Annotated in this window: 26 protein-coding genes and 2 tRNA genes; 12 read left to right on the forward strand and 16 right to left on the reverse strand. The window is 72.2% G+C overall.

The genetic code is table 11. From position 1 onward, the window contains the following. Positions 1–34: 34 nt before the first annotated feature. Positions 35–111: transfer RNA gene (locus ACJ9NR_RS21840), tRNA-Thr, on the forward strand. A gap of 1,484 nt (positions 112–1,595) precedes the next feature. Here ACJ9NR_RS21840 and ACJ9NR_RS21845 read toward each other — a convergent pair. Further along, positions 1,596–2,765 carry a hypothetical protein gene (locus ACJ9NR_RS21845; RefSeq protein ID WP_412493632.1) on the reverse strand — a complete coding sequence of 390 codons (1,170 nt, stop codon included), beginning with the start codon at positions 2,763–2,765 and terminating at the stop codon, positions 1,596–1,598. 150 nt (positions 2,766–2,915) lie between these two features. Between ACJ9NR_RS21845 and ACJ9NR_RS21850 the strand changes: the two genes are divergently transcribed. Further along, a complete protein-coding gene (locus ACJ9NR_RS21850; protein WP_412493631.1) occupies positions 2,916–3,674 on the forward strand; it encodes a hypothetical protein in 759 nt (252 codons plus the stop codon). A 142-nt stretch (positions 3,675–3,816) separates the two neighbouring features. Here the strand turns inward: ACJ9NR_RS21850 and ACJ9NR_RS21855 are convergent, their stop codons facing one another. Beyond that, positions 3,817–5,313 (reverse strand): ATP-binding protein, encoded by a 1,497-nt coding sequence (locus tag ACJ9NR_RS21855; RefSeq protein ID WP_412493630.1) that lies wholly within the window; start codon positions 5,311–5,313, stop codon positions 3,817–3,819. A gap of 493 nt (positions 5,314–5,806) precedes the next feature. Between ACJ9NR_RS21855 and ACJ9NR_RS21860 the strand changes: the two genes are divergently transcribed. Beyond that, a tRNA-Thr gene (locus ACJ9NR_RS21860) sits at positions 5,807–5,883 on the forward strand. A 3-nt stretch (positions 5,884–5,886) separates the two neighbouring features. Here the strand turns inward: ACJ9NR_RS21860 and ACJ9NR_RS21865 are convergent. Together ACJ9NR_RS21865 and ACJ9NR_RS21870 are read right to left on the reverse strand one after the other, a co-directional pair. Next, positions 5,887–6,423 carry an HAD family hydrolase gene (locus tag ACJ9NR_RS21865; protein WP_412493629.1) on the reverse strand — a complete coding sequence of 179 codons (537 nt, stop codon included), beginning with the start codon at positions 6,421–6,423 and terminating at the stop codon, positions 5,887–5,889. Then, positions 6,392–7,216 carry an SDR family oxidoreductase gene (locus ACJ9NR_RS21870; protein WP_412493628.1) on the reverse strand — a complete coding sequence of 275 codons (825 nt, stop codon included), beginning with the start codon at positions 7,214–7,216 and terminating at the stop codon, positions 6,392–6,394. The genes ACJ9NR_RS21865 and ACJ9NR_RS21870 overlap by 32 nt, the downstream gene beginning before the upstream one ends. A gap of 300 nt (positions 7,217–7,516) precedes the next feature. Between ACJ9NR_RS21870 and ACJ9NR_RS21875 the strand changes: the two genes are divergently transcribed. Further along, the gene (locus ACJ9NR_RS21875; RefSeq protein WP_412493627.1) at positions 7,517–7,963 is read left to right on the forward strand and encodes an NUDIX domain-containing protein; all 447 of its coding nucleotides are present in this window, start codon (positions 7,517–7,519) and stop codon (positions 7,961–7,963) included. Positions 7,964–8,051: 88 nt separating this feature from the next. Here ACJ9NR_RS21875 and ACJ9NR_RS21880 read toward each other — a convergent pair whose 3' ends face one another. The 7 genes from ACJ9NR_RS21880 to ACJ9NR_RS21910 form a co-directional block, all read right to left on the reverse strand. Beyond that, a complete protein-coding gene (locus ACJ9NR_RS21880) occupies positions 8,052–8,474 on the reverse strand; it encodes a PIN domain nuclease (RefSeq protein WP_412493817.1) in 423 nt (140 codons plus the stop codon). Then, entirely contained in the window at positions 8,471–8,725 is a 255-nt protein-coding gene (locus tag ACJ9NR_RS21885) for a type II toxin-antitoxin system VapB family antitoxin (RefSeq protein ID WP_412493626.1), read from the reverse strand. The genes ACJ9NR_RS21880 and ACJ9NR_RS21885 overlap by 4 nt, the downstream gene beginning before the upstream one ends. A gap of 193 nt (positions 8,726–8,918) precedes the next feature. After that, positions 8,919–9,575, reverse strand: a complete 657-nt coding sequence (locus tag ACJ9NR_RS21890) for a DUF2199 domain-containing protein (RefSeq protein WP_412493625.1) — start codon at positions 9,573–9,575, stop codon at positions 8,919–8,921. A 280-nt stretch (positions 9,576–9,855) separates the two neighbouring features. Then, entirely contained in the window at positions 9,856–11,178 is a 1,323-nt protein-coding gene (locus tag ACJ9NR_RS21895) for a sialidase family protein (protein ID WP_412493624.1), read from the reverse strand. A 423-nt stretch (positions 11,179–11,601) separates the two neighbouring features. Next, a complete protein-coding gene (locus ACJ9NR_RS21900; RefSeq protein WP_412493623.1) occupies positions 11,602–12,840 on the reverse strand; it encodes an ABC transporter permease in 1,239 nt (412 codons plus the stop codon). Next, a complete protein-coding gene (locus ACJ9NR_RS21905; RefSeq protein ID WP_412493622.1) occupies positions 12,837–13,766 on the reverse strand; it encodes an ABC transporter ATP-binding protein in 930 nt (309 codons plus the stop codon). The genes ACJ9NR_RS21900 and ACJ9NR_RS21905 overlap by 4 nt, the downstream gene beginning before the upstream one ends. Positions 13,767–13,821: 55 nt before the next feature. After that, positions 13,822–14,220 carry a transposase gene (locus ACJ9NR_RS21910; protein ID WP_412493621.1) on the reverse strand — a complete coding sequence of 133 codons (399 nt, stop codon included), beginning with the start codon at positions 14,218–14,220 and terminating at the stop codon, positions 13,822–13,824. 430 nt (positions 14,221–14,650) lie between these two features. On the opposite strand from ACJ9NR_RS21910, the gene ACJ9NR_RS21915 reads away from it, so the two are divergent. Together ACJ9NR_RS21915 and ACJ9NR_RS21920 are read left to right on the forward strand one after the other, a co-directional pair. After that, the gene (locus ACJ9NR_RS21915; protein WP_412493620.1) at positions 14,651–15,094 is read left to right on the forward strand and encodes a hypothetical protein; all 444 of its coding nucleotides are present in this window, start codon (positions 14,651–14,653) and stop codon (positions 15,092–15,094) included. Beyond that, complete coding sequence (locus ACJ9NR_RS21920) at positions 15,091–15,435, forward strand: winged helix-turn-helix domain-containing protein (RefSeq protein ID WP_412493619.1); 345 nt, start codon at positions 15,091–15,093, stop codon at positions 15,433–15,435. The genes ACJ9NR_RS21915 and ACJ9NR_RS21920 overlap by 4 nt, the downstream gene beginning before the upstream one ends. Positions 15,436–15,657: 222 nt before the next feature. On the opposite strand, the gene ACJ9NR_RS21925 is transcribed toward ACJ9NR_RS21920, so the two are convergent. From ACJ9NR_RS21925 to lxmK, 5 genes are all read right to left on the reverse strand, one after another. Further along, positions 15,658–15,858 (reverse strand): LxmA leader domain family RiPP, encoded by a 201-nt coding sequence (locus ACJ9NR_RS21925; protein WP_306186810.1) that lies wholly within the window; start codon positions 15,856–15,858, stop codon positions 15,658–15,660. 457 nt (positions 15,859–16,315) lie between these two features. Then, entirely contained in the window at positions 16,316–16,516 is a 201-nt protein-coding gene (locus tag ACJ9NR_RS21930) for an LxmA leader domain family RiPP (protein WP_306186812.1), read from the reverse strand. Positions 16,517–16,693: 177 nt separating this feature from the next. Then, the gene (locus tag ACJ9NR_RS21935; RefSeq protein ID WP_412493618.1) at positions 16,694–17,233 is read right to left on the reverse strand and encodes a hypothetical protein; all 540 of its coding nucleotides are present in this window, start codon (positions 17,231–17,233) and stop codon (positions 16,694–16,696) included. Further along, positions 17,230–18,204: a T3SS effector HopA1 family protein gene (locus tag ACJ9NR_RS21940; protein WP_412493617.1), complete on the reverse strand. Its 975-nt coding sequence runs from the start codon at positions 18,202–18,204 to the stop codon at positions 17,230–17,232. The genes ACJ9NR_RS21935 and ACJ9NR_RS21940 overlap by 4 nt, the downstream gene beginning before the upstream one ends. Before the next feature lie 5 nt (positions 18,205–18,209). Next, positions 18,210–19,415 carry a class V lanthionine synthetase subunit LxmK gene (gene lxmK / locus ACJ9NR_RS21945; protein ID WP_412493616.1) on the reverse strand — a complete coding sequence of 402 codons (1,206 nt, stop codon included), beginning with the start codon at positions 19,413–19,415 and terminating at the stop codon, positions 18,210–18,212. 166 nt (positions 19,416–19,581) lie between these two features. Here lxmK and ACJ9NR_RS21950 point away from each other — a divergent pair, with 166 nt between their 5' ends. From ACJ9NR_RS21950 to ACJ9NR_RS21975, 6 genes are read left to right on the forward strand one after another with little or no spacing between them, the layout of a single operon-like run. Further along, entirely contained in the window at positions 19,582–20,871 is a 1,290-nt protein-coding gene (locus tag ACJ9NR_RS21950) for a M16 family metallopeptidase (protein WP_412493615.1), read from the forward strand. After that, entirely contained in the window at positions 20,868–22,175 is a 1,308-nt protein-coding gene (locus ACJ9NR_RS21955; protein WP_412493614.1) for a M16 family metallopeptidase, read from the forward strand. The genes ACJ9NR_RS21950 and ACJ9NR_RS21955 overlap by 4 nt, the downstream gene beginning before the upstream one ends. Next, positions 22,172–23,164, forward strand: a complete 993-nt coding sequence (locus ACJ9NR_RS21960; RefSeq protein ID WP_412493613.1) for an LLM class flavin-dependent oxidoreductase — start codon at positions 22,172–22,174, stop codon at positions 23,162–23,164. Before ACJ9NR_RS21955 ends, ACJ9NR_RS21960 begins: the two co-directional genes overlap by 4 nt. Then, positions 23,157–23,783 (forward strand): flavoprotein, encoded by a 627-nt coding sequence (locus ACJ9NR_RS21965; RefSeq protein ID WP_412493612.1) that lies wholly within the window; start codon positions 23,157–23,159, stop codon positions 23,781–23,783. Before ACJ9NR_RS21960 ends, ACJ9NR_RS21965 begins: the two co-directional genes overlap by 8 nt. Beyond that, positions 23,780–24,769 (forward strand): hypothetical protein, encoded by a 990-nt coding sequence (locus tag ACJ9NR_RS21970; RefSeq protein WP_412493611.1) that lies wholly within the window; start codon positions 23,780–23,782, stop codon positions 24,767–24,769. The genes ACJ9NR_RS21965 and ACJ9NR_RS21970 overlap by 4 nt, the downstream gene beginning before the upstream one ends. A 33-nt stretch (positions 24,770–24,802) precedes the next feature. Continuing rightward, on the forward strand, positions 24,803–25,114 hold the full coding sequence (locus ACJ9NR_RS21975; protein WP_412493610.1) for a hypothetical protein: 312 nt from the start codon (positions 24,803–24,805) through the stop codon (positions 25,112–25,114). Position 25,115 lies beyond the last annotated feature (1 nt).

Here is a 25,115-nt window from a genome sequence, read left to right on the forward strand (position 1 = left end):
GACGTTGCTGATCGCACCATGGTGCGGACAGCGCGCCGCCTTAGCTCAGATGGCCAGAGCAACGCACTCGTAATGCGTAGGTCTCGGGTTCGAATCCCGAAGGCGGCTCCATGGAAAACCGCAAGTCAGGCATCTGACCTGCGGTTTTTTCCTTTTTCTTGACCATGGAAATGGCTCGCAGATGCTGCTTCTGACCCGCGTATGGGAATGCGTAGGTCGCGACTTCTCCACAGTTGGTTACGTTGCTGGCTCTCGCGCCGCTGACCTGCATGTTTGCGGCAAGGGAGGGGTGCGGTAGTCGACTGGCCGGATGTGAGGGGTGGCCATCGGTGCAGGCGTGGTGCAGTCGAGACGGAAGTGGATCACCGGAAGATGCGATTCGGGGAAGCGCTGGGAGGGGGGAAGCGCGTACCGACGCTAGGCCTGGACGTCGACGAACGCTTTGCTGGTACGAGCTGCCCCGCAAGTGGCACGCGGACACACCTGGGCAGCAGGGGCCGTCGCCGTCCTGGCCGACCTGCTGACCGGAGTCGGCCGTGTTCGGGCCGCCGCGGTGTGCACGAGCGCGACCACCGCCCAGGTGCTGGCGGCCTGGCAGTGCTCCGAGGGGCGGGCTTCGCGGCCTACCGCAAGGCCGTAGCTGCCTCGCCCACGACCCCGCCGGACGTACCCGAGCTGAGCTGGGGGCAGGTCATGGGCATCCAGGAAGCGCTGGCCCGAGCCAACCTCGAACATCGACTGGAGCAGGCTCTGGACGAGGGCGAGCTCGACCCGGACGCGCGTGCGTTCCCGGCCGCGCGCCGACGGCTCGTCCAGCTCTGGCTCACCACCGCGCCCCCCGTGTTCGAGGGCCGCGCCCCGCTGGAGGCCGTCCGCCGCGAACGACGGGAGTTGTGGGCTGCAGCGCCCCCGACTGAGCGCCGCGCCCTGCTCGCCGCCGTCCCGCCTGCCCTGGAGGAGTCTTCTGCGGCACCCGTGGACACGGCTGAGCCGCTGCGGTGGCTGCTGGAGCAGATCGGTGACGGTGTCACCCTGACCCAGGCCGGCTACCTGCCGCGGGAACTGGTGGCAACCGCGTTCGCCCACTACCCGCACTGGTACCCGATCGGCAAGGGGCCGCGCTCCGAGGCGGACCTGTTCCAGTTGGCCGACCTGCATGAACTCGCCCGCACCCACCGACTGGTGACCAAGCGCCATCGTACGCTCAAGCTCTCGGCTGCCGGCCGCGTCCAGCTGACGGAGCACCAGCTGCGCCAGTACACGGCCGCGCTGGCCTGGCTTGGCACTACCGCAGCGGATCGGCAGGTGGCCGAGTGCGCCCTGGGCGCGCTGTGGGCAGAGCCCCGGCTCCGCGAGAACCTGTGCCATGCCATCCATCCGGTGCTTGCTGCGGGCTTCACCCACGGCGACGGCACCGCGATGGAGGTGAAGGACACCGAGCGGCTGCTGTGGAGGTTCTGGCACACCGGTCGCGAACTCGGCTACTTCGAGCGGGAACGGTCCATCGACGCCCCGATCTCCCTGTCCGCCACCGGCCGCCCTCGCCGCCCTCCGTCTCCTGGCCGAGGGACCGCGCGACCACACCTGAGCGTGCCTCAGCGGGCTGTCAGCCCGGCGTCGGTGAAGCGCCGCATCAGCGAGGGCTTGCCGCGGTGCTGCTCGCGCAGGTCGTGCAGGCGCCGGGCGAACTCCTCGGGGGTACCCGCCCGGTCCTCGATCTCGCGGAGATCCTTCAGAAGGGTGACGGCGGCGTCGTAGGGACCGGGCTGCTTCTGCCCGATCAGGTGGGCGACGTCCTGCCAGGCTTGCTCGGCGTTCTCGGCCAGGCGTTCCAGGTGGCTTTCGCGAGCCGCCTGTTCGGCTCGGCGGGCCTGGGCCCGGGCCTGTTCTTGCTGCTGTGCGTGCTCGCTGCGCACCTCGTAGGCGGCGTCGAGGAGCTCCGCGGCTGAGCGGCGCCGGGTGGTGGTGGACGGTTCGGCCATGCCGCAGGACGCGGCGCGGTGACGGGCCAGCAGAGTGGGGCCCAGTTGCGGGGCGGTGCCCAGGGCTGCGTCCAGCAGCAGGGTGTCCTTCTCGCGTGGTGGCAGGGCGCGGATCCAGGCGGCGAGCGCGTCCTTGTCGATTGCCTGGGACGGGGAGGCACCGCTGGCGCGGGCAGCCGCGGTGAGCAGGTGCGGGTCGATGTGCAGGAAGTCCGCCAAGGCTTGCTGCGGACCGGTGAGGTGGGCAAGGCCGGCGGGTACGGGCGGCTCGATCGTGGAGGTGTATTCGTCCTCGTCGACGTCCTCCTCCAACTCCCAGCGGGTAAGCGCGGAAAGCCAGGCCAGGTAGAGGGGGCGCAGGTCGCCTGCGGCGAGTTCGGTACGCAGGGCGGTGAACGAGGCGAGGGTGAAGGAGGTCTCGAAGTCCCACTCGCCGCCGTCCTCGGCCTCGTAGGCGAAGTCGAGCAGCACATGCCCTTTCCTGGTCCAGCAGGTCAAGGCGTCTTCCGCGCAGTACGGTTCGGCACTGCGGGCGGGCAGCACTGTGGTGGGCAGGCGCAGCATCAGGCGCCGCGAGCCCCAGTTGGCGAAGTACAGGTGGGCGTCGTACACCTGCTCCATCAGTTTGCGCTCATCGCCGCGGAAGTTGCCGTATTGGTACTCGTTGACGAAGTGCGTCGTGCTGATCCGGGCCCGGCTCGACAGGGCCCGCACTTGCTCGAACTCGTCGTCGGTCAACGGTCGGTCGATGGCCTGGAACTCGTAGTACTGGTACTCGCTCACATCCGTGCAGACTACCGACGGGCGCTGCGGCTCATCTCAAGGGACCTGGATGTGATCCCTCGTTCGGGGCCCATCCACGGTTACGGTCCTGGCGGTGCCGTCGGGCTCGTAGTCTCGGACCGAGAACGACGGGCCCGCAGGGGCAGGCGTGTGGTGGCGGCACCGAGGGAACGGCTGGCTGGGCTGAGGGACGGGATCCTGGCGACGCTGCGGGAACGCGGGGACACGGTGCTCGAGTGTCTGATGCCGCTGCTGCGCGGCGTCGCGGAGGCGTTGCCGGCAGCCGAGTGGGGCATGGCGGGGCTCGACGGGATCGCGCGAGACTGCGCGTACCGGCTCCGCGAGGTGTGCGAGCGGCCGTCGCGTGCTGCTGACGACTGGTCAGTGGCCTGGGACGCGTGCGGCTGCGAGCTGTGCGGTGTTCTCGGCGCCTTCCTCGGGTCCCGGTCGCGGCGGGTCCTCGAATGGCCGCTGGCGAAGGAGGGGCGGCGGCATGTGCACACCAGGATCGACTCGGCCGAGCTGCCGGTGCGCCACCAGACCAGGCGGCAGGGGCGTCCGTACACGCTGGTGCTGACGAAGACCCAGGAGCTGTTCACCCGTGAACAGGCGGTCCGCAGCCAGGCCGCGGCGGACCTGGCATGGCTGATGTCGCTGCGGACCGATGACTGCGGCTTCCGGCTCGGCGGCCTCGTCGCGCAGGTACGCCCCGGCCGGCGTGCGCGGCCAGCGGCCGACCGCGTTGAACTGGACGCCGAAGAGGTCGTACGACCTGTCGGACGACGTCGATCTGCGGATGCTCTACGGGACGGTGATCCGCGAGGCTGCACCCCGACCAAGGGAGTCCCTGAACGTCCCGCTTCTTGCGCAGGTGTGGCCGCGATTGTGGCTGCCGCGGCGGGTGCGTGAAGCGTGGGAGAGCTGCTTCCCCGACCCGGTGCGGGCTGCCGCGTAGCATCGGCGGGCATTACTCCGAGCGGCCTCGTCGGCAGACAGCCGGGGTTATGGCGCGGCTGCAGCGTCCTGTGCGGGGTGGCACGCAGGAGATGCGTCACTCTCCGCGCCAGATCCGGTGCAGATCCACGAGTTCCACGTCGTGGCGCTCCGCTGCAGCTCGGGTCAGGTTGATGTCGAAGCCGGAGCGTCCGAAGAGCAGCAGCTTCGCGCTCGCTGCGCGTACCCCGCGCGCGATCAGCAGACCGCGGATGCGGTCGAGCCGGTCGAGGTCGGCGAGGGTCCGGGCGCGGTCGGATGCCTTCGCTTCGCCGATGGCGCGGATGACCGGGCTGTGGGCCTGCCTGCGCTCGCCCTCGTCCAGTGCCACGACGTCGATCTCGTGCTGTTGTCTGCCGGCGGGGTCGTTCACGACGGTGCTGCCGACTTCGCCGATGGGGCCGCCGAGGGTGCGTGTCGAGGCGTGGCGGGATGTCCATTCGCGGGCGAGCTGCTCGAAGGCCGGACCGAGGATCTGGGCGCTGACGGTGTGCTCGGCGGCGCGCCAGGCGGGTAGCGCCTTTCGTTCTTCGAAGGCGGCGAGCCGGGGTGTGGTGACGAGCTGGTGGAGGCGTACGACGGGGTCGGCGAGCCGTAGGACGGGGCGGCGTTGCAGCAGCAGGTCCTCGTCCTTGATCAGGAATCCGGAGGTGGTGAGCACGTCGAGCGGGTGGTGGAGGCTGCGCTGGTCGCGTCCGAGGGCGGCAGCCACCTTGGCGGGGGAGGTCGCGCCCGCCGCGACAGCGCCGAGTACGGAGAGGTAGAGGGCGCGGTCCTGGATGCGGGGGTCCTCCCGTAGCAGGTATCCGGCTTCGCCGAAGAGGGCGTGGCTGGGGTTGAAGACGGTCGCGAGCAGCAGGTCTTCCAGCTCGGACGTACTCTGTGGCGAGGCCCCGCCCACCAGGTCCCGGTATCCGGGGGTGCCGCCGAAGAAGGCGTACATCCCGAAGGCCGTCTCCAGGTCGCGGATCCCGTAATACGCGGACGTCGTACGGTAGCCGAAGGGCCGCAGCAGCAGGTCCAGCTCGGCCCGGCCCCGCAGCGCCTTCGCACCGGACAGCAGATCCGACATCACGGCCAGTGCCGAGCCGCAGAGGATCACCCGGCCGCGTGGGCCCTCTCCGCCGGTGTCCCGGCTCTCGTCGACCAGCGTTTGGAGGGCGGAGGGGAGCTGCGCCCCGAGCGGGTGGGCCAGCAGGTAGGGAAGTTCGTCCAGCACCACCAGGGCAGGCCGGCCGTCTGCCGACGGCACCGGTCGCAGGGCCGTGCGCAGTGCCTCGTCCCAGTCCTGGAAGCGCAGCTGCCCGGGGCCCAGCCCACGGCCCGCGGCGACTGCGTCGGCGAAGCGCTGCAACGCGGGGAGCGGCTCCTCTTCCTGTGCCATGTGGTACTGGCCGCCGTACGCCCGGCAGAGGCGGCGCAGCAGGAAGCTCTTGCCGGTACGCCGTCGGCCGTAGAGGATTCCGATCCGCAAGCCGGGGGCGCCCGAGGAGACGAACCGTTCGAGGTCGGCCCACTCCGCCTCGCGATCGAAGAGATCTGGTGGTCGTGGCATCCTCCGATGTCACCAGACCCGCCTAGTCTAAGTCAAGTTAGACTAACTCGACTGAAACAATATTGCCCTGTACTCGGGTTTGGTGCGGCTGCCTCAGCATCTTGGCTGGGGAGCCGCTTGGGACCGTGACCTCGCAGATGCCGACGGAGCTTGCGGTAGGCGAGTGTTCGGCTGCCAGGGAGCGCCCGTCCTCTGTCGGATGGCTACAAGAGCGATCACCACGGCCAGATCGCGGATCGCGAGGCCGGGTACCACCCTCGACACCGCCCGGATGTGTCCGGGGGACGCTCCACTCGAAGCGGCCGATATATCTCTCAGGGGTGGCCAAGGGGCGGCCGGATGCCTGCGGACGGCGCGGACGGGGCGGGACGGGTCGGTAGAGTGACGGCACGCAACGGTCGCTGTCCGCAACCGAATCGTAGCTGGTCAGAGGGTCACCGAACCCGTGTGGCGGTCGAAATCGCAGGTCAGGCCCGGGTAGCCCCGGCGGCATGCCGCATCACCCCGGCCGGCTCTAATGGCGTACTCGTAATGCGTAGGTCTCGGGTTCGAATCCCGAAGGCGGCTCCATGGTTAACCCCAGGTCAGGACTCTGAGCTGGGGTTTCTTTGTTTCGTTGACCTTGGAATCCGGGCTATTCGGACACTCGTGGTCTAAGCATCGCGATGCCTTCCCGTTGCTGACGATGCCCACCCGCCAGCCCGACGCCTGCAGCTGCGACAGACCCTCCAGTACCTCTGGGGCGCACCGAACCAGTTCCGGCATCCGGGCCCGGTACCCTGCCCACAACTCCTCGGCGGGCTCTGCCAGCCCATAGTGTTCCCGGACCGCACGGAAGAACTGATCACGAGCTCCTTGGCTTTGCCCGTCGGCGGCCTTCAGCCAGGGCACTGCCTCATGTCCGAGCCCGCGCTCCTCAGCGAACTCCGTCACCCACGTCGCGAACGCCGACTGCCGGTCCACCAGGGTGTTGTCCAGGCCGAAGAACACCAACCGCTGCACTGACGCCGACTCCCTCTCCCCGGACAGCATCCCCACGTCCAAGAACCATGCATCGTAGGCGAGGTCTGTCGTTCGCTCACCGGGCTTGGAGAAAGCCTCGTGCTCCACGGAGCCGTGTGCGGAGGCGTTTCTGGGTGGCGCTGCTGTCGAGGCGGACGTCCAGGGCCCCGGGTATGGGGGTGCCGGCTCGCCGCCCAGCAGGCAGCCGGGTTGCGTCGAGTCCATCGCGTCGGGCGATGAGAACGCCGAGTTCGTGTCGGCTGAGGGCGTCCGCTCCGGCGAGGTGGAACATTCCGGCCTGGTCGGACATGGCGAGTTCCCGCAAAGCGGAGGCGAGGTCTTCGATATGCACCGGGCAGCGGATGTCGTCGGTGAACAGGACGCCTTCGCGGGTGCCGGCCACCAGGGCGTGGACCATGCGCTCGTGCACGGATCCGCCCTCCCCGATGATCAACGAGGTGCGTGCGACCGCAGCGGCCGGCGCGAGCAGCCGCGCAGCCGTCTCGGCGGTGGCTTTTGCCGCGCCGTAAGGGGTGAGAGGATCGGGCAGACGGGTCTCGTCGTAGTGGATCCGGGAACCGGAGAACACGGCGTCGCTGGAGACGTGGACCAGGCGGCAACCACGCTTCGTCGCGGCTGCCGCCACGCGGAACGAGCCGTCGGCGGTGACCGCCCAGTCGTTCCCTCCGCTCGTCGCGTTGATGACGGCACTGGGAGCTGCCGCCGCCAGCACCTCATCGATCCGCCCGGGAACGCGAAGGTCGAGCTGGTACCACGAGGCTCCGGGCATGCTGCCCGGGCGAGAACAGTACGTCGCGGCCGTCTCCCAGCCTGCAGCAACCGCCTGACGCACAAGCTCCGTTCCCAGAAACCCGCTGCCGCCGATGATCAAGACCTTCATGGCGCCCAACGATAGGACCGCGGACCGCCCGGCACCGCCCAGGGAAATCGCCCGAGGTCTCGGGGAACTTGCCACGGTGGGTGCTCAGCCACGGCTTCTGCCTCCAGGTGAGTGACGCGGTTCGGGGACGTTCTTCGAGCTGTCGTCACCGGATGCCTGAAGCTGCAGAGAAGTTCGACACCGCGATGACCGCCTGGCAGGAGTGGCAGGACGCCCCCTGGGGCCGTCTGCGTCATGCGATCGCCGAGGCGAACCCGAGTATGTCTCCTCATCGGGTGGTGCATCCCTTACGCTGCGGGAATGCAGGAGTCGACCGTACGCGTCCGGGTGGCCGCCTATGTGCTGCGACGCCGTGCGGGACGGCCGGTGGAGTTGCTGGTATTCGACCACGACGCGGACCTGCCGCCAGGCACGCATGTCCCGGCAGGAGGTGTGGCCCCGGGGGAGCCACTGGAAGAGGCAGTGCTGCGGGAAGTTGCAGAGGAGTGCGGGCTGGCGGGCGTCCGGGTCGTGCGCTCCGTGGCTGAGGAGCACACCACGCACCCGATCCGCCGTTTTCCCCGGCACACCACCTTCTTCGAACTGGCGGTGGACGGCGACGCAGATGTTCCGGATGTGTGGGACCACCGCGTCACGGGCGCCGGCCGCGACAACGGCATGACGTTCCATTGCCGTTTTGAGCCACTGCCCCTGGCCTTCTCCTTGGCGGACGGCCAGGACGCCTGGCTGCATCGTCTGGATGTATGAACCGCACCGCCGATACGGCTCAAGGCTCCCTGCCGAACCGACGGGCCCGCGGCGAGTTCCACGAACTCCGCCGGGGCTGTGGTCCTGCTCAACGGTCGGCGCTGCCGAGCGGTACGACCCATTCGGCGGGTTGTCCTGTCAGAGAGGCGATCATGTCGAAGTCGCCGTCGTAGTGGAGGACCGTTCGCCGGTGCCGTTCCCCTGTGGCCGCGATCAGCAGGTCGGGGAGTGACAGGGCACGCCGGAAGCCTGCGTTGAGAGCATGGCGCTGGATTTCGAGAGCGCGGGCGAAGGTGTGGTCGTCGGTGTGTAGGTAGTCGAAGGCGCGGAGCCAGGTGCTGATCCGCCTTGCTTCGGAGCTGTCCCGTGCGGAGTGGATCATCTCGAACTCGGTGGGCTGGCATACGGCGAGGAGGTAGCGCTCGTGCAGGGGCTTGAGTACCTCCTTGACGTTCGGCTTCGTCCAGCGGGCGAGGGCGGACTTGTCGATCAGGTAGCGGTCCTGCGTCAGGCGGCCCGGCCCCCGTCGCGGTCGCCGTTGTGCTTGAGGGAGCCGTCGGCGTCGCGGGGGCCGGTGTTCTCGACGATCTCGCTGAAGTCGAGCTCGCCGGCCTCCATGGCGTCGAAGCCCTCCTGCCGCAGGTGCCTCTCGACGGCGTCTTCCATGGCGAGGCGGACGGCTTTGGCCTTCGTCTTGGCCCCGAAGATGCGCATGGCTTCGGTGACCATGTCTTCATCGAGGTCGATGACAGTTCTGGCCATGTCGATGATTCTTTCGGAGATATTTCTCCACTCGAACGACATGATTCGTTGATCATGGAAGGTATCGTTTCGGTCGGCCCTCACCTCATGGATGGAGGCTGGGACGTTCGTGGTGAGTGCCGCGCGGTCACTCCTTGTGGGAAAAGGACAGTCTTCGTCCTCGTGCCAGGCTCCGCGCCGGCCGGAGGCTTCGTCAGAAGCGGTGGGGTGGCCAGAGGCGGTCGGCCGAGCGCCCCTCGGTGGACAGCCGGTGGACAGACGCCTTTGGGCGGTGCGCCACGGGGTCGTAGTCGAGTGCCCAGGCATTCTCGCCGGTCAGGACGTCGGCCGCAGCCCAGCGTCCGGTCAGTACCCGCGTCAGGAGGGCGTCGGGGCTTGACTTGATGTGCGGCATGCTGCGGCGGCCGTGCGTGGGGACGTCGACGCCCGCGGAGACAGGTTTGCCCAGGATCTTGTCGCCCCACGGGTCGAGTTCGTTGGCGAGCCGTCCGTCGAACTGCATGTCGTCGAAGTCGAGCTCCCCCCTCCCGACCCTGACGATGTGGTCGAAGACGTCCCGCTCGACCGAGACCCACACTCCGATCGTCGTAGTCCTGCCGTCGTCGAGGGCGATGGGCAGCAGGGCTCGGGCGAACGCGCCGAGATTGCCGGTCACCACAATCGCGTCGTTGGCCACCTTGACGTGCTGCTGGTACTCGGCTTCACCCAAGGCCGCAACAGGCTGCGGCAGCGAGAGGTTGAAGCGGGGGTCTGAGACATCCAGGGTCCCGCCACAGCAGGAACACGGGGGCACGTCGGGCTGGAGGTGTTCGGTTCCGCTGATCCTGGGCTTACGCCGCCATATCGCCATGACCCGGCAGTGAACCACGTCTCGCGCCCGCAGCGCGAAGTCCGCGCCGTCCGCGGGCGGCCAGGTCCTCCCGCGGAGTTGGGCTCATCCGCTGAATGCGGAGCGTCAGGCCGGTGGCTACAGACCCGTCACCGGCGCGAGGAGTGGGAAGAGAGCGAGAGAGCGCCCGGGATCAGAAGACGGCGGTCGCCGGTTCGACGAGGCTTACCGGGCAGCCGGGGCCGGATGTGGGAACGGGTTGCGGCCCGCCTCGTCTGCCGCCGCATGCCGAGGGAAGAGATCAAGGCCCGTGACCGCGCCCCGGCTCCGGGCTTCGAGAGACCCAGAGGTCCCGGTTGCCCGCGATGAGCACGCGCCCGTCCGCCAGGGTGACCGCTGTTCTCGGGGGATCCTCGCTGCAGCCGAGGTCGCCGCGTTTCCAGGCCGTGGTCGTTCCGTCGCCGACCCAGACGGAACCGCACAGCACCGTGCGGGCGTTCGGCTTGGACTTGGGCTGAGGGGCCGAGCCCACCAGGACCGGGTGGTGCGCGGAGTCGACGGTCGCGGCGATGATCTCGCCGTTGCCCATGGCCGAGGTGTCCGTCCGGGTCCAGTGGACGGCGTCCTGGCTGGTGAGAACCAGCGGCAGGGAGTCGTAGAAGGCGCCGGCCCTGGCATGGCCACCCACGGCGAACCAGTGGCCCGACGCGTACAGGACGCTGCGCACCCGTGAGCCCGATGGCATCCCGGTGATTTCGCCGGATGTCCAGTGTTCGCCCCCGTCCGCGCTGCGCCAGAACGGGATCGTGCCCGAGGGGCGGAAGTCGAAGGCGTTGGTCGCTGCCGCACCGAAAGCGACGACTTCCGTACCGTTGACGCCGAAGTCGCCCACAGGTGTGGACGGTTGCCGGCCATCGATCGCCGGCAGCGGCACGCGACGCACGGTCTCGCCCGCGTCGTCGGACGCGAAGACGTACGGGGACTCCACGTGGTCGACGCTCCGGCCGCCGCCGATCAGCAGGAGTGAACCGACCTTGACCGCGGTGTTCACCGAGGCGTCGTCCGCGGTCTCCTGCTCGGGGCGGGTGTTGAACGTCAGAGGCAGCGTGGCGAGCCGGAACTGCTCGCCGTCCGGCGCCCGGCGGGTCAAGGTGGCGCCGACGCCGATCAGCGAACCGTCGTCCCACGGCACCACCACATCGCCCGGCAGGCCGCCGCCGTGCCAGCCGCTGCGCATGGAGTACGGCACGTCGGCTTGGTCGGCGGTGCGCGGCTTCGGAGTGATCGAGAGCCTCGTACAGCCGTCGGAACCAGTCCAGTTGACGTTCACATAGCGGTATCCGTTGGCGAACGTCCCCTCGCCCAGGGCGCAGTCGCCCAGCGGCACCAGCTGGCGCAGGCCCTCGCGCGGGGCCACGTAACCCTTGTTGTGAGGGCCGGTCACCGACGGGTAGTCCACCGCGCCCGCATACTCCTTGAAGCCGAGTCCTGCCGCGCTCGTGTCCCCGGTGCCGGTGCCGGGGCCGGTGTCCGCTGCGCTGATCCTGCCGCAGCCGCCCAGAACCAGGGCCGCACCGGCTGCCAGGCTCGCGACGACTGCGAGCCTCCCCCCGCGTGTTCTCATCCCTCCACGCTACTGAACTCGAACACGCTACTGAACTCGAACGCGTGATGGGCGCCGCCATGACGGGTGCCGTAGCGGGAAGGTTCGGTTACGACGGATGCGTCAGCTTCGGTCCTACGATGGATTCCACGACAGGCCCCTGCCCCGGGGCGGCTACCCGCTCGCCGTCCTGTTCGAATATGCCGCCACCCTGGGTCCATCGGCATCGAGTACATCCCGCCCGTCGGCGCCCGCGATGGCCATCGCGACAGCCGGGGCGGCGACGACCTCACCGCCGACTCGCTGGGCACCGCTACTTCCGGAGCGCCCGGACCGCCAAGCGCACCCCAGGTTCTCCTGCGGCAAGCCGTCTCCGCTGAGACCTTCCCCCACGTCCCACCAGAAGGCCTCGCTCGGGCATCGTACGGTTCGTGGTTCGGGTGCTCACGCTGACGTCATCGCCTCGCGCCAGCGCACCGCTGTTCCCAGGCGCAGGATGGAGCGCCGGTAGACGCGGGCGGACAGGACCGCCAGGCCGGCCGCCGCGGCCGTCATCAGGAGGGCGGCCGCGAGGTTGGGGGCCCAGCCCGCCTCGTGGACGCTGACCTGCAGCGGCATGATCAGCATCGAGAACGGGGGGACGTACTGGACGACGTGGACCCAGGTGGCATCCAGGTTCTGCGCGGCGGCGACGGCCGTGCCGAAGGGGAGCAGGGTGCTCATGAGAACCGGCATGACGGCCGAGGACACGTCCTCCGCGCGGGAGACCAGGGAGCCCGCCGCGGCGAAGACGAAGGCGAAGAAGGCGAAGCCCAGGACGAACCAGGCGAGTGCGGCGAGGGTCGCGGGCGTGGCCGGGAACTGTGCGGGCAGCACATGGCCGAACCGTACGGCCACCACGGCCGCCACGCCGAACACGGCTGTCTGGAGCACGGCGGCCACGCCGATGCCCGCGACCTTGCCGATCATCAGCCGCAGCGGGGTGAGGGTGGCCAGCAGCACCTCGACGACGCGGGTGGACTTCTCCTCCACCACCCCCTGGGCGACCATCATCCCGTAGCCGAAGAGCTGGAAGAAGAGGATCGTCACGATGCCGACCGCGGCGCCCAGCCCCGCGCCCCGGTGGGCTCCGGTGTGCCGGGTCGTCCCGTCGATCGTCTCGGTGCGCGGCAGCGCGGCGGTGACCGTGCGTCCCAGGCGTTCCGTGTCGACGTGCTGGTCGTGCAGGGCGCGGGTCGTCGCCCACTGCCGTACGCGGGCCACGGCCGTGGCCCGGACCTGCGCGGGGGTGTCGGCCCGGACCAGCATCGTCACGCGTGATCCGCGGACGACCAGGGCGGCGTCGGCCTTCTTGCCGCTGACCTGGTGGCGCGCGGCCTCCTCGTTGCCGGCCGCCCGCCATCGGATCGCGTCCGCCCCGGCGGGCCGCGGCGCGAACGCCGATACGGGTGTGCCGGTGACGGAGACGGTCGCCGTGGCGCGGTGTTCGTCGGACGCGGACGGAGCGAAGAAGTACAGCAGGCCCAGGATCACCGCGACGTTGAGCAACGTGCCGATGACGTAGGCGCGGTTGGCGATCCGGGCGGCCGTCTCGCGTTTCAGTACGAGCCATACGGCGGCCGTCGCGGACACGTCGGCCCCGCCCGTCGCCGAGGGGGGCCCGGGCTTGGCGGAACGGCTCATGCGGCGGCCTCCGTGGACGGCTCGGCATCGGTCATGTAGGAGCGGAACAGCTCGGTGAGCGTGGCCTGCCGGCGCCGGAAGGTGCGCAGTCGGCCCAGGGAGGCGACGTGCCGGACGAGCTCGCCCTCGTCGCAGTCGTCCGCGAGCCGGAGCAGGGTGCCCCGCCCCTGGTCGCGGACGGATGCGACGCCGCGCAGCCCCCGCGCCCAGTCGCGCGGTGCGCCGTCGATCTCGATGTACAGGTCCTCGCCGCCGCGGGCCCGCAGCTCCTCGGCGGAGCCGCAGGCCACCATGGAGCCGGCCCGGACGATGCCGACGCGGTCGCACAGCCGCTCCACCAGGTCGAGTTGGTGGCTGGAGAACAGCACCGGGGCGCCCCGCTCGGCGCGCTCGCGCAGTACGGCGCTCATGGTGTCCACGGCCAGCGGGTCCAGGCCGGAGAACGGCTCGTCCAGCAGCAGCGCCCGCGGGTCGTGGACGAGGGCGGCGGCCAGCTGGACGCGCTGCTGGTTGCCGAGGCTGAGTGAGTCGACCTGGCGGTCGCGGTACCGGGCCACGTCGAGCCGCTCGGTCCAGGTGCGCATGGCGTCGACGGCGTCCGCGCGGGAGAGGCCGTGCAGCCGGGCCAGGTAGACGAGTTGCCTCGCCACGGTCATCTTCGGATACAGCCCGCGCTCCTCCGGCATGTAGCCGAACCGGGCGCGGGAGGCGGCGTCCACGGGTCTGCCGCCGAAGTGCACCGTACCGCCGTCGCTGTCCAGGACGCCGACGGCGATGCGCATCGTGGTGGTCTTGCCCGCGCCGTTGCTGCCGACGAAGCCGAAGACCTCTCCCGGCCGTACCTCGAAGGACATCCCGTCGAGGGCGCGGTGGTCCCCGTAACGTTTCGTCAGGGCCCGTACGGCGAGGCCCGAAGTCTCGTGCATGATCCGCTTCCTGCAGGTGTCGTGTTCCGCGTGCCTCAGTCGCCGTCCCGGGACGTCAGTCGACGCGTGTAAGTGCTTCGCGGTATCCCGAGGAGGCTGCAGAACCTCGAAACGCTGAGCCCGTGTTCACGCCGTACGGTTTCGAGGTCGGTGAAGGGACCGCGTGGAAGTCCACCGTCTGCCGCCGGGCCCGGAGTTGCACGTAGACCTCGCCGAGGGCGGTCTTCAGCTCGGTGATCTGGGCCCGGAGCTTGCGCTCCCGCTCGCTGCTGAGCCGGTCACCGCCTTCCAGGCCCTGGCTGCCTGCCGCGATGAACTGGCGTCTCCAGTTGCCGATGGCCTGTTCGGAGACGCCGGCCTCGCGGGCGGCCTGGGAGACGGTGAGCTTCCCCGCGAGAACACCCAGGACGAGCTTGGCTTTTTCTTCTGGAGGCATGACGGGCGGGCGCGCCACGATTCTGATTCCCTTCGGACGGAATTTCAGAACTTCCGGTCACTCGACCTTGGTCGCAGTCGGTCTGCGAAAGGAAGAGAGTTGAGGAAGATGTGAGGTAAGAGAAAGGCGTGGAAAAGGTGGCTCGAATTCTCTTCGGGCAGCACTTTTCTGCGTGACGGCAATGAGCGGTCACGCGAATAACGCTGTCGAGAAGTCGGCTCAGTCCCGCTGCGGCGGTGACGGCATGACGGAATAGATGATGAACCCCCGTTCATTCGGCCCTCATGGGCTGGACGAGCCCCGAAAGGGCTCGGTGTGACGCACATCGGCTCGGCTGGTCAGGCCGCGGCCTGAACTCACCCTATGAACACCGGCCGGTTTTTGACAAGCGGGCACCGTCGCATGGCAAGTACTTGCCGATCGGGAAAGTAGATGCCAGGATGTCACCATGACCGATCCTCTCCGGCCCACCGCGGCCGACGCCGCTCTCACCGCCGCGCGCGGCGCGTTCTCGGCCGCTCGTGCGGCGCGGCGCGTGCCCGCCTGGCACCCGCCCGCGGCCGGGCTGCTGTTCGCCGCAGGTTTCGGCGGCCTCGCCCTGTTCGACGCGTACCCCGGCGCCTGGGGGTACCTCGCGGCCGGACTCGCCTGCCTGATCGCCTTCCTCGTGCTGTCCGTGGCGTCCAGCAGGGCGGGCGGCGTGGCGCTGTGGCCGGCCGGGGACACCCGGACCCGGGCGCTGCGGCAGTCCGCGCTGCTGATCCCCCTGGCGGCCGCGGGCGCCGCGACCCTGTTCCTCGGCTTTCCCGGGTTCCTCGCCGGGTTCGGCGTCGGTCTGGGCGCGCTGACCTGGATCCAGCTCGCACAGGCCCGTACGGAGCGGCGGGCATGACCGTCCGGGACGTCGCGCCGCGGCTGGACGCCGCCGTCCAGCACCCCACCCGGCTGGCCGTCGTCGCGTTCCTGTCCGGGTGCGCGGAAGCCGACTTCAAGACGGTGCGCGACAGCCTGGAGATGTCGGACTCCGCGCTGAGCAAGACGGTCTCCGCGCTGGAGGCCGCCGAGTACGTCAAGGCCCGCAAGGGCTTCGTCGGCAAGCGGCCGCGCACCTGGCTCTCACTCACCGCCGACGGCCGCGCCCGGCTCGCCGCCCACCTCAAGGCGCTCCAGCAGATCGCGGACCTGGCACAGAGCCAGGGGGTGCGCAGCGGAGAGGCGCAGGCCCCGCAGTGACGGTCTCCGGGAGGGGCGCAGGCCCCGCGGTGACGGTGTCCGGGAGGGGCGCAGGCCCCGCGGTGAAGGTGTCCGGGAACGCGGGAAGCCGCCGTACGGCCATGGTCCCGGAAGGATCCATGGGCGTACGGCGGCCGGCCGCGAGGCCCGCGTGACGCGTGGGGTGCCGCCGCATGCCCGGCGGCGGCACCCCACGTCCGGCGAACCGGTGCGGCAGCGAGGTCAGCAGCCCGCGCCGTGCGTGATCGAGACGCTGGTCAGGACGCCGCTGGCGGCGCTGATGGTGAACGCGCCGCACTCCGGCGAGGACGCGGTGATGATCGACGGCGTGGTCGCCGGGGCCTCGCCCGCGGCGGTGGCGCCGAAGTCGGCGGCGTCGGTGTAGGCGGTGTAGCCGGCGATGAGCTGGTCAGCGGTGTTCATGGAAGGTCCTTCCGGGAGTCGGGTCGGTGAAGGGTGATGAGGCGCGCCGCGGGGCGCAGGGTGCTGAGGCGCACCGCGGCGTGCCGGGTGGTGTGGGGCGCCGTAGCGTGCCGGGTGGTGCAGGGCGCCGTAGCGCGCCGGGTGATGCGGGGCGACGAGGATCCGGGCGCCGGCCTCGGTCGTGAGCGGGTCGCCGATCGGGACCCGTGTGGGTCGCTGCTCGGGACCGGTGTGGGTCGCTGCTCGGGACCCGTGTGGGTCGCTGCTCGGGACCGGTGTGGGTCGCTGCTCGGGACCCGTGTGGGCCGCTGCTCGGGACCCGCGTGGGCCGCCGATCGGGACCCGTGTGGGTCGCTGCTCGGGACCCGTGTGGGTCGCCGCTCGGGACCGGTGTGGGCCGCTGCTCGGAAGCCCCGCTCGCGGGACGCCGGGCCGGCAGTCCGGAGCGGGACGCCGCTCAGCAGCCCCAGTGCGCGGTGAAGCCCACGGACGCGGCCGAGACCGCGCTCACGGCACCGCCGCAGGCGGCGCTCGACTCGGCGACGACGCTGAGGATCGACGGCGTCGTGGCCGGGGCCTGGCCGCCCGCGGTGGCGCCGAAGTCGGCGGCGTCGGTGTAGGCGGTGTAACCGGCGATCAGCTGGTCGGCGGTGTTCATGTGCGTTCCCCTCTCGAAGTACTGGCCGGACGGGTCCTGCGGGGTGAACCCCGCCCGTCGTCCGGCAGTTCGATTCCAGCACGGCCCGCCCCTTCGCGGGGGGCCGAAAATTACCGTCAACTTTCCGGCACGACGCCTCTGACCTGGGTAAACGCCGACCGGGGCAAAGAAAAGGCGTCATCGGGCACGGCGCTCGCAGACGGTGGCCAGCCGTTTCCACAGCGCCCACTCCTCGCGCGCCTCGCGCAGCACCCTGCGCAACTCCGCGACGTCCTCGGCCAGCACGTCCGCCACGCCCCTGCCGGTCACGCCCCTATCCGCCGTGCCCCCGTCCGCCACGCCCCCGCCGGTCACGCCCCTATCCGCCATGCCGCCGTCCGCCCTGCCCCTGTCCGCCGCGACAACGCCTGCCGTGGCTGCGCCCCCCACCGCACCCGCGCCCACCGTCGCGCCACCGCGCTCCCCGCCACCGCGTTCCCCGGCACCGCGTTCCCCGGCACCGCGTTCCCCGGCACCCCGAGCCAGGGCGCGCACCCCGTACGCGAGGAAGGTCGCGCACCAGCCGTCGAGGCAGTCGGGGCACACCCGCAGCCGCCGGCACAGTGTCAGGGGCGGTTCGGTGCCGCGGAGGAGCAGCAGGACCGCGCGGGTCCGTACGCCGGCCGGCGGCGCGCAGCGGTGTGCGGTACCGGCCGGCGGGAGCGCCGCGGTGGTCACAGCGGCAGCCCCGCGCCCGGCAGGGGCGGGGAGGCGAGGTTGCGGGCGGGGGCCAGAGGGTCGATGCCCGCGTTCATGAACGCCTCCTCGACGGTGGCGGACAGGCTCACGCCGTCGGTGCGGACCGCGTGCCTGACCAGCGCCTCGGCCAGCGCGCCGCTGCGGTGCTCGCCGAAACTGAGCGACCGCATGCCGGGGCGCCCGTCGTCCGGCTCCCAGGCGAGGGCGACGCCGGGCGCCAGCCGGTGGGCGAAGGGCGATACGTCGGTGCCGAGCCCCGGCAGCCCGGCCGCGTGGGCGGCGAGCCCGGTCACGGCATGACGGCCCCGCGGGCCGAGGTAGACCACGAGCGCGTCCCGGCGCGGGAACAGCCGCGGCGAGGAGGTGATCTTGGCGCGGTACGGCACCCCGGCCTCCTCCAGGTACGTCAGGATCGCGTGCCACACGCCGGGGGCCGCCTCGGGGCCGGCGACGTGGACGTACACCCGCAGCGTCTGCGGACCCGAGCCCACGCCGGTCCCCGCGGAGCCGTCGGCCAGGAAGAACCCGGTGGACAGCGCGGGCCGCGCGGCCGGCAGCCGTACCGCGACCTGGGCGGGCAGCGCGTCGGGGAGGGGACCGGCCGGCGCGTCCGCGGGCAGCAGCACGCGCACGCCCTCGACCTGGGCCAGCAGCGTGCCGTCCGCGGTCCGCTCGTGCACGGCCGCCCGCGCGGTGGTGACCGTGTGCGGCATGGCCTCGGTCAGCGCACGGTCGAACTCCGCGTCGCGCAGCGTGCGCGGGCGGCTCGTCTCCGGCTTGTCACGGCCGACGTGGACCATCTGGTAGACGGCGGCGCCCAGTTGCTGGGCGAGCTTGTGCGGCGAGTCGGCCTCGAGGTGTTCCCCGCCGAGGGTGGCGGACCGTCCGCCGGGGGCGACGTCGATGTCCCGGACCGCCTGGGCCAGCGCCGGCGGAAGGGTGTCGGTCACGGTGATCACTGGGTCTCTCCGGTTCCGGGGGTCGCGGCGGCGTGGGCGGCCGGGTGCCCGGTCAGCCCGAGGAGGTCGGTGAAGCCGTCCGGGGACAGCAGCACGGTGCGGCCGATGCCGGCGCAGGCGCGGTCGGCGGCCTGCACCCGTCCGCCGACCATGGCGGTGGCGAACATCCGGTCGAACATGTGCCAGCCGGCGAAGGCGGCGGCCCGTGCGCGCAGGCCCTCGTCGACGGTGGTGCGGACGCTGCGGTAGCCGTCCCAGAAGGCGGCCGTGCGCGGTCGCAGCCGGTCGAGTTCGCGCACGCCGAAGGCGAGGATCTCGTCGTGGGTGGTCTCGTGGCCGAAGGTGAAGCCCGGCTCGTTCCCGATCGCCTTCGGGATGCCCCGTACGGCGAAGTAGAGCCACTCCCCGACGAACGCGCCGACGTCGCGCGCCGGGTCGCCGAGGCGGAACTCCTCCCAGTCGGTGAGGTGCAGCCGCTCCGGCGTCCACAGGAACTGGTCCAGGCGCAGATCGCCGTGGATCGGGCGCTTGTCCGCCGAGGCCTGCTCCCGCCGGCGCAGCCGGGCCAGCGCCTCCATCAGCTCTCCGTCCGCCTGGAGCAGCCGCCAGGTCTCGAGCTCGCCGAAGGTGGCGCCGGTGAACGCGGGCAGCGGCAGGGCGCGCAGCTTGTCGGTGGCCGGCAGCGGGTGCGGCGTGGCGTCCAGGGACCCGGCGTCCGCGGGCAGCTCGTGCAGGGCGCCGGTGATGCGGCCGGCGGCCCGGCACAGTTCGTCGTCGAAGGCGTCGTCGGCGGCGAGTTCGGCGCCGGAGCGCGCGTCGTCGAGCAGTTCGAAGGCGACGAGCAGCTCCCGCTCGTCGTGGCCGAGGAACCGCGGCCCGCGCAGCGCGCCCCCGGCGGCGCGGGCGGCGAGGGACTCGAAGGCGAGCAGGCGCGAGAAGCGGCGGCGGGCGTCGGCCGGGGACGGCCCGCCCAGGCGCTTGACGAAGACGCGGGCGCCGGTGGTGGTGGGGCCGGACCAGTTGTCGTTGCGGCCGACGTGGGAGGTGACGCCGTCGGGGTCGAAGGCGCCGAGGCCGAGCGAGGCGAGCAGCGCGGCCACCGCGGGCTCGTCGTCCAGGGCGGGCGGGTCGTAGCGGGCCCGCGTGCGCGGGGATTCCCCGGCTTCGGCTCCATATGTGTGTGTCGCACGTGTATCTGTCACACGGCGGAATGCTAAATAGGCGGACTCCCGGTCACCAGAAACAACCAATTCAAGTTTCTTCGTTCCTTTCCGTGGTGACGCGCTGAGCAGCGGACCGGCGGCCGTGGCGAAAGAAACCAGAATTGCGGATTTCTTTGGTGCCGGAATCGGGGCCTACGTTGACCGCATGTCCCGACCTCCGCTGTACCGCTCGACGCTGCCCAACGGCCTCCGCCTCGTGGTGCAGCCGGTGGCCGGTGCTCCGTGCGTCGGCGTCGCCGTCCACTACGACGTCGGATTCCGTTCCGAGCCGCCCGGCCGCACGGGCTTCGCCCATCTCTTCGAGCATGTCATGTTCCAGGGGAGCGAACACGTCGGCCCGGCCGACCACTTCCGGCTCGTACAGGCGTCGGGCGGCACCGCGAACGGCTCGACCCACCAGGACCACACCGACTACTACCAGGTGGTGCCGGTGCAGGCCCTGGAACGCGTGCTGTTCCTGGAGGCCGACCGGATGCGCGCCCTCAGCGTCACCGAGGAGACGCTGCGCACCCAGACGGCCGTGGTGAAGGAGGAGATCCGGCAGACCGTCACGGACCGCCCCTACGGCGGCTTCCCCTGGACGGTCCTGCCCGCCGTCCTGTACCGGACCCACGCCAACGCCCACAACGGCTACGGCGCGTTCGAGGACCTCGAGGCGGCGACCGTCGAGGAGTGCCAGGCCTTCTACGACACCTACTACGCCCCCGGCAACGCGGTGCTGACCATCTGCGGGGACGTCGACCCCGGCCGGGCCGCGGACCTGGTGGCGCGTCACTTCGGCCCGGTGCCCGCCCGCCCGGTGCCGCCGCCGGCGGACCTGTGCGAACCGGTGCCGGCCGGCCCGCGGCACGCCACGCACCACGACCCGCACGCCGCCCTCGCGGCCACCGCGGTCGGCCACCGCATGCCCGACGCCGAGACCCGGCTGCCGGGCTACCTGGCGCACATGGTGCTGGCCGAACTCCTCACCGGCCGCGACACCTCCCGCCTCGGGCGGCGGCTCGTCCACGGGGACTCGGCGCCGGCGACCGACGTCAGCGCGAGCTGCGGCCTGTTCGGGCCGCTGCGCGCCCGCGACCCCGAGACCTTCCTGCTGGTGGCGACCCATCCGAGCACGACCGGCAGCGACCGGCTGCTCGCGGAGGTCGACGCCGAGCTGGCCGACCTGGCGACGGCGGGCCCCCGCGAGGGCGAACTCGCCCGCTCCCGCGCCCTGATCACCTCGGCGACCTGGCGGGGCTTCGACAACCTCGTCGTCCGCACCCGCGCCCTGGGCACCTGCGAACTGCTGTACGGCGCCCCTGAGCTGGTGGACGACCTCGGCGACCGCCTCGCGGCCGTAGGGGCCGAGGAGGTGGCGGCCGCGGCGGCGGCCCTGCGCCCGCACGAACGCGCGGTGCTGTCCCTGATCCCGGGCGGAGGCGACCCACGATGACCCGTACCGCACTTCTGCCGCCCGTCGGCCCGGTGCCGGAGCCGGCGCCGCCGCCGACGGCGGACGTCCGTCTGCCGAGCGGCCTCCGGGTCGTCGCGCTGCGCCACGCGTCCGTCCCGATGGCCGAACTGCGCCTGGCCGTACCGCTGGACGCGGACGGCTTCCGTACGGCGGCCGTGCACGAGCTGCTCGCCGCGACCCTGCTGCGCGGCACCCCGCGGCACGACCAGGAGACCATCGCGGACGGGCTGGCCAGGGCCGGTGCCCTCCTGTCGGCCTCCCGCAGCTCCCGCTGGCTCGGCGTCTCCGGCTCCGGCCCGGCCGCCGCGCTGCCCACCCTGCTCGGGGTGCTCGGCGAGTGCCTCGTCGGGGCCCGGCACGCGGACCCGGCGGTGCGGGCGGCACGGGAACGCGCCGTGCGGCAGGTCGCCACCGCCCGCCGGCAGCCGCACCTGCTCGCCACCGAGGCGCTCACCGGCCGGCTCTACGGCCCGCTGCCGCGCATGACCGACGTTCCCCACCGGGCGGACCTCGCCGCCGTCACCGCCGAGGAGGTCCGCGCGGCCCACCGGGACGCCGTACGCCCCGACCGCGCGGTCCTCGTCCTCGTCGGGGACCTCGATCCCGGGCAGGCGGTCGGCCTCGCCGCGCGGGCGCTGGGGGAGTGGCGCCCCGCCGGCACCCCGCCTCCCCTCCCGCACACGCCCCGGATCCGGCGCCCGGGCGTCACGCGGATCCACCGCCCCGGCGCGGCCCAGTCGCAGATCCGGCTGGTGCGGCCCGCGCTCGGCCGCGACCATCCCGGATTCGCGGCCCTGACCCTGGCCAACATCGTCTTCGGCGGGTACTTCTCCTCCCGGCTCGTCGCCGACGTACGCGAGCGGCACGGCCTCGCCTACCGCTGCGAGAGCGCCTTCCACGACCACCTCGACCAGCTGGTCATCGCGCTGGAGGCCGACACCGCCACCGAGTCGGCGGCCGGCACCCTGCGCCGGATGCGGCACGTGCTGCGGGGCATGGCCGAGCGGCCGCCGAGCGCCGCGGAGACCGAGGCCGCCCGGCGCTACGTCACCGGCATGACCGCGCTGGCCACCTCCTCCCAACAGGGCTGGGCGAGCTGCCTGCTGCTGTCGCTGACGCTCGGTCAGGAGCCGGACCGCATCGGGCGCTTCCTGGACGAGCTCGCCACCGTCACGCCCGCCGACGTCGCGGCGGCGGCCGCCCGGTTCTACGACCCGACCGACTACCACGGTGTCGTCCTCGGCGACACCGCACACCTCACGGAGACGGACACAGCCCTGTGAACCGGCAGCTGAACTCCCCGCACACCACGAGCGTCGTGTACCCCCTGCAGGCCTCCCACGTGGGTCATGTCATGCCCTTCGCCCGGCTGCTGGAGCGCCGTGGCAGCGGGCGGCTGTGGCTGGGCCAGTCGCTGGGCGTCGAGACGCACCACGTCTTCGCCGCGCTCGCCGGGGCGGGCGTCCACATCCCGTTCGGATCGTCGGTGGCCCTGTCGCCGCTGCGCCATCCCTACGACGCCGCCGTCCAGGCCCGTTCCGTCGCGCGGCTGTCCGGGCTGCCGTTCGTGGCCGGCATCGGGCCCGGGTCGAAGGAGTTCCAGTCCGCGGTCCGGCCCGCCCCGCTCGCCAGGCCCGTCACGGCCGCCCGGGAGTACGTGCGGACCATGCGCGCCCTGATCGACGGCGAGACGGTGCACCAGGACACCGACGAGCACAGCACCCACGCCGTGTTCCCCGTCATGGAGGCGCCGCCCGTGGAGTACGGCCTGGGCGTGCTGCGCCCGGCCATGGCCCGCGCCGCCGGAGAGGTCGCCGACGTCGCCATCACCTGGCTGACCCCGCCGCCGTACATCCGCGACGTGCTGCTCCCCGCGATGAAGGAGGGCGCAGCCCGCGCCGGGCGGCCGGTGCCGCGGGTCGCGACGGTGGTGCACGCGGCGGTGGACCGGCCCGGCCGCGACCTGACCGCCGTCGCGCTGGCGGCGGCCCGCGCCCACCTCGGCGCCGACCACTACACCGACATGCTGCGCCGGGCCGGCGTGCCCGCACACCCCTCGGACCCCGAGTCCGGCGCGCGCCTGCTGGTGGAGTCCCGGACGTTCGTCGCCGGGTCGCCGCAGGAGATCGCGGACGGCCTCGACCGCTACCGGGAACACGGCGTCGACGAGGTGATCGTCAACGTGTGCGGCGTCCTGAACGCGCACGGCCTGGGCGCGGCCGTCACCGACCTCACCCAGATCCTCGCCGCCGTGGACGGCCGCCGTGCATGACCCCGCCGCCGCGCTGCCCGCCGCGGCACCCCCGTTCACCGGCCGCCGCCTGCTCTACGTCGGTACCGGCGCCCTCGGCGTGATGTTCATGCCGATGTGGCTGCACTGGCTGCGCGCCTCCTATCCGGAGGTGGAGATACGCACTGTCGTCACCCGTTCCGCCACCCGCTTCGTGACCCCCACCACGCTGTCGGTGTTCGGCGGGCGGCCGCCCCGGCTGGACGTGTGGGGCGAGGAACCGGAGACGACGGCACCGCACGTCGAGCTGGCCCACTGGGCCGACACGGTCGTGGTGCACCCGGCCACCTTCCACTTCACCGGCCGCCTCGCGCTGGGTGCCGCCGACACCCCCGCCCTGCTCGCCCTGCAGTGCACGGCCGCCCCCATCGCCCTGGCCCCCGCCCTGCCCCCCGGCGCGCTGACCTCCGCGGCCTGGCGGCAGCACACCCGCACCCTCGCCGAACGCGCCAACGTCACGGTCGTGGCGCCCCATCAGGGCATCAGCATGACCACCGGCGAACCCGGCGCCATGACGGCCGCGACGCTCACCGAGGTCATCCCGGCCGTCGAGGCGGTGCGCGCCCGGCTCGCCGGACGGCCGGGCGGGGGGCGGCCATGACGGCGGACGCGCCCGCCGGCCTCCCGGCCGGCGTGCCGGGCGCCCGCCTCGTGGACTTCTTCGCCACCGGCTACCAGCGCACCGCCGTGCACCGGCTGCCGGACGGCACGTTCCGGTGGGTGCGCGGCGCCGGCGCCGACCGGCCCGTACCCCTGGCGGGACCCGGCCCGCGGGCGCGGCGGCTGCTGGCCGCGCCGCGCTCGGCGGGCATCCGTCTCGCGCTGCCCGAGGAGATCCCCGGCGCCCTCCGCTACACCGTCCACGGAGCGGAGTCGGCCGCCAGGCTGCTGTGGAGCGAGCTCCCGCCCGCGCGCCGCGACCGGCTCACCGGCGCCCTGCACGGCACCGGGCGCCTGCTGCGCGCCCTGCACGACACCCCCGGCCGCGGTGAGCGGCCCGCCGAGGTCGCCGGCCGGACGGGGCCGCCCGGGCCCGCCCGGCTCGCCGCCTGGATGGACACCGGCGCCGGGCCCCGCGCCGCGGCGCGCCTGCACGGTCTGCTGCGCGCCAGGTTCGGCCCGCGCCGCTGGGCGGTCCTGCGGTCCTGGTGCGCCGGACTGGCCGAGCCGGCGCCCGGGGACGTGCTGCTGCACGGGGCGGCCGGCACCGGATCCGTGATCGTCGCCGAGGAGCGTTCCGGGCCCGCCGCCGACTCCGCCCTGCTGACCGGCGAGGACCTCGCCCCGGGCCCGCCCGCCTTCGACGTCGGGTGGCTGCTCGGCGAGTTCCTGGAACTGCGGATGACGGCCGCCCGCAAGGGCGCCACGCCCCGGCCGCCGCTGACCGAGCTGCCGGCCGCGCTGCTCGACGGGTACGGCGGCGCCGACCCGGTGACCGCCGGCCGCGCCGCCGTGCTGCGCATCGCCACCCACGCCCACGACTTCGCCGCCTACATGGGCTGGCATCCCGAACTCGGGCTCTACGCCGACGCGTTGCCCGCGTACGTCGACGGCGAGGGAACCGCCGCCCTGAACGGCACCTCCTGACCCACGACGACACCACCGACGAAAGGATCCGCCATGCGCACCACCCGCCACCTCAACCTCGTGGTCCTGCACGACCTCGACGACGCCCGCACCGCCGTCGAGGAGGCCCTGGCGCAGGCGGACGCCGCCGAGGCGCCCGGTCTCCGGAAGGCGCTGACCCTGATCGAGGCCGCCGCCCGCAGCGACGAGGACATCAAGATCCGCTGGGCCCGCCAGGCCCTGGACCGGGCCGGGGTGGCCGCGGGGGACACCTCCACCCGGGGGATCAAGGAACTGCGCAAGGCGGCCCCGCAGCTCGGTCTCGCCGAGGCCGTGGAGCTCGTCACCCTGGCGGCGAAGCACTGAC

Source organism: Streptomyces sediminimaris (assembly GCF_047049295.1).
GTDB lineage: Bacteria > Actinomycetota > Actinomycetes > Streptomycetales > Streptomycetaceae > Streptomyces > Streptomyces sediminimaris.

Excerpts from the sequence above, each read along its gene's own strand:
- ACJ9NR_RS21895 (WP_412493624.1), bottom strand. The coding sequence starts at position 11,178 with ATGAGAACACGCGGGGGGAGGCTCGCAGTCGTCGCGAGCCTGGCAGCC.
- ACJ9NR_RS21900 (WP_412493623.1), bottom strand. The coding sequence starts at position 12,840 with ATGAGCCGTTCCGCCAAGCCCGGGCCCCCCTCGGCGACGGGCGGGGCC.
- ACJ9NR_RS21930 (WP_306186812.1), bottom strand. The coding sequence starts at position 16,516 with ATGAACACCGCCGACCAGCTGATCGCCGGTTACACCGCCTACACCGAC.
- ACJ9NR_RS21920 (WP_412493619.1), top strand. The coding sequence starts at position 15,091 with ATGACCGTCCGGGACGTCGCGCCGCGGCTGGACGCCGCCGTCCAGCAC.
- ACJ9NR_RS21905 (WP_412493622.1), bottom strand. The coding sequence starts at position 13,766 with ATGCACGAGACTTCGGGCCTCGCCGTACGGGCCCTGACGAAACGTTAC.
- ACJ9NR_RS21870 (WP_412493628.1), bottom strand. The coding sequence starts at position 7,216 with ATGAAGGTCTTGATCATCGGCGGCAGCGGGTTTCTGGGAACGGAGCTT.
- ACJ9NR_RS21855 (WP_412493630.1), bottom strand. The coding sequence starts at position 5,313 with ATGCCACGACCACCAGATCTCTTCGATCGCGAGGCGGAGTGGGCCGAC.
- ACJ9NR_RS21915 (WP_412493620.1), top strand. The coding sequence starts at position 14,651 with ATGACCGATCCTCTCCGGCCCACCGCGGCCGACGCCGCTCTCACCGCC.
- ACJ9NR_RS21875 (WP_412493627.1), top strand. The coding sequence starts at position 7,517 with ATGCAGGAGTCGACCGTACGCGTCCGGGTGGCCGCCTATGTGCTGCGA.
- ACJ9NR_RS21950 (WP_412493615.1), top strand. The coding sequence starts at position 19,582 with ATGTCCCGACCTCCGCTGTACCGCTCGACGCTGCCCAACGGCCTCCGC.
- ACJ9NR_RS21885 (WP_412493626.1), bottom strand. The coding sequence starts at position 8,725 with ATGGCCAGAACTGTCATCGACCTCGATGAAGACATGGTCACCGAAGCC.
- ACJ9NR_RS21975 (WP_412493610.1), top strand. The coding sequence starts at position 24,803 with ATGCGCACCACCCGCCACCTCAACCTCGTGGTCCTGCACGACCTCGAC.
- ACJ9NR_RS21970 (WP_412493611.1), top strand. The coding sequence starts at position 23,780 with ATGACGGCGGACGCGCCCGCCGGCCTCCCGGCCGGCGTGCCGGGCGCC.
- ACJ9NR_RS21890 (WP_412493625.1), bottom strand. The coding sequence starts at position 9,575 with ATGGCGATATGGCGGCGTAAGCCCAGGATCAGCGGAACCGAACACCTC.
- ACJ9NR_RS21925 (WP_306186810.1), bottom strand. The coding sequence starts at position 15,858 with ATGAACACCGCTGACCAGCTCATCGCCGGCTACACCGCCTACACCGAC.
- ACJ9NR_RS21955 (WP_412493614.1), top strand. The coding sequence starts at position 20,868 with ATGACCCGTACCGCACTTCTGCCGCCCGTCGGCCCGGTGCCGGAGCCG.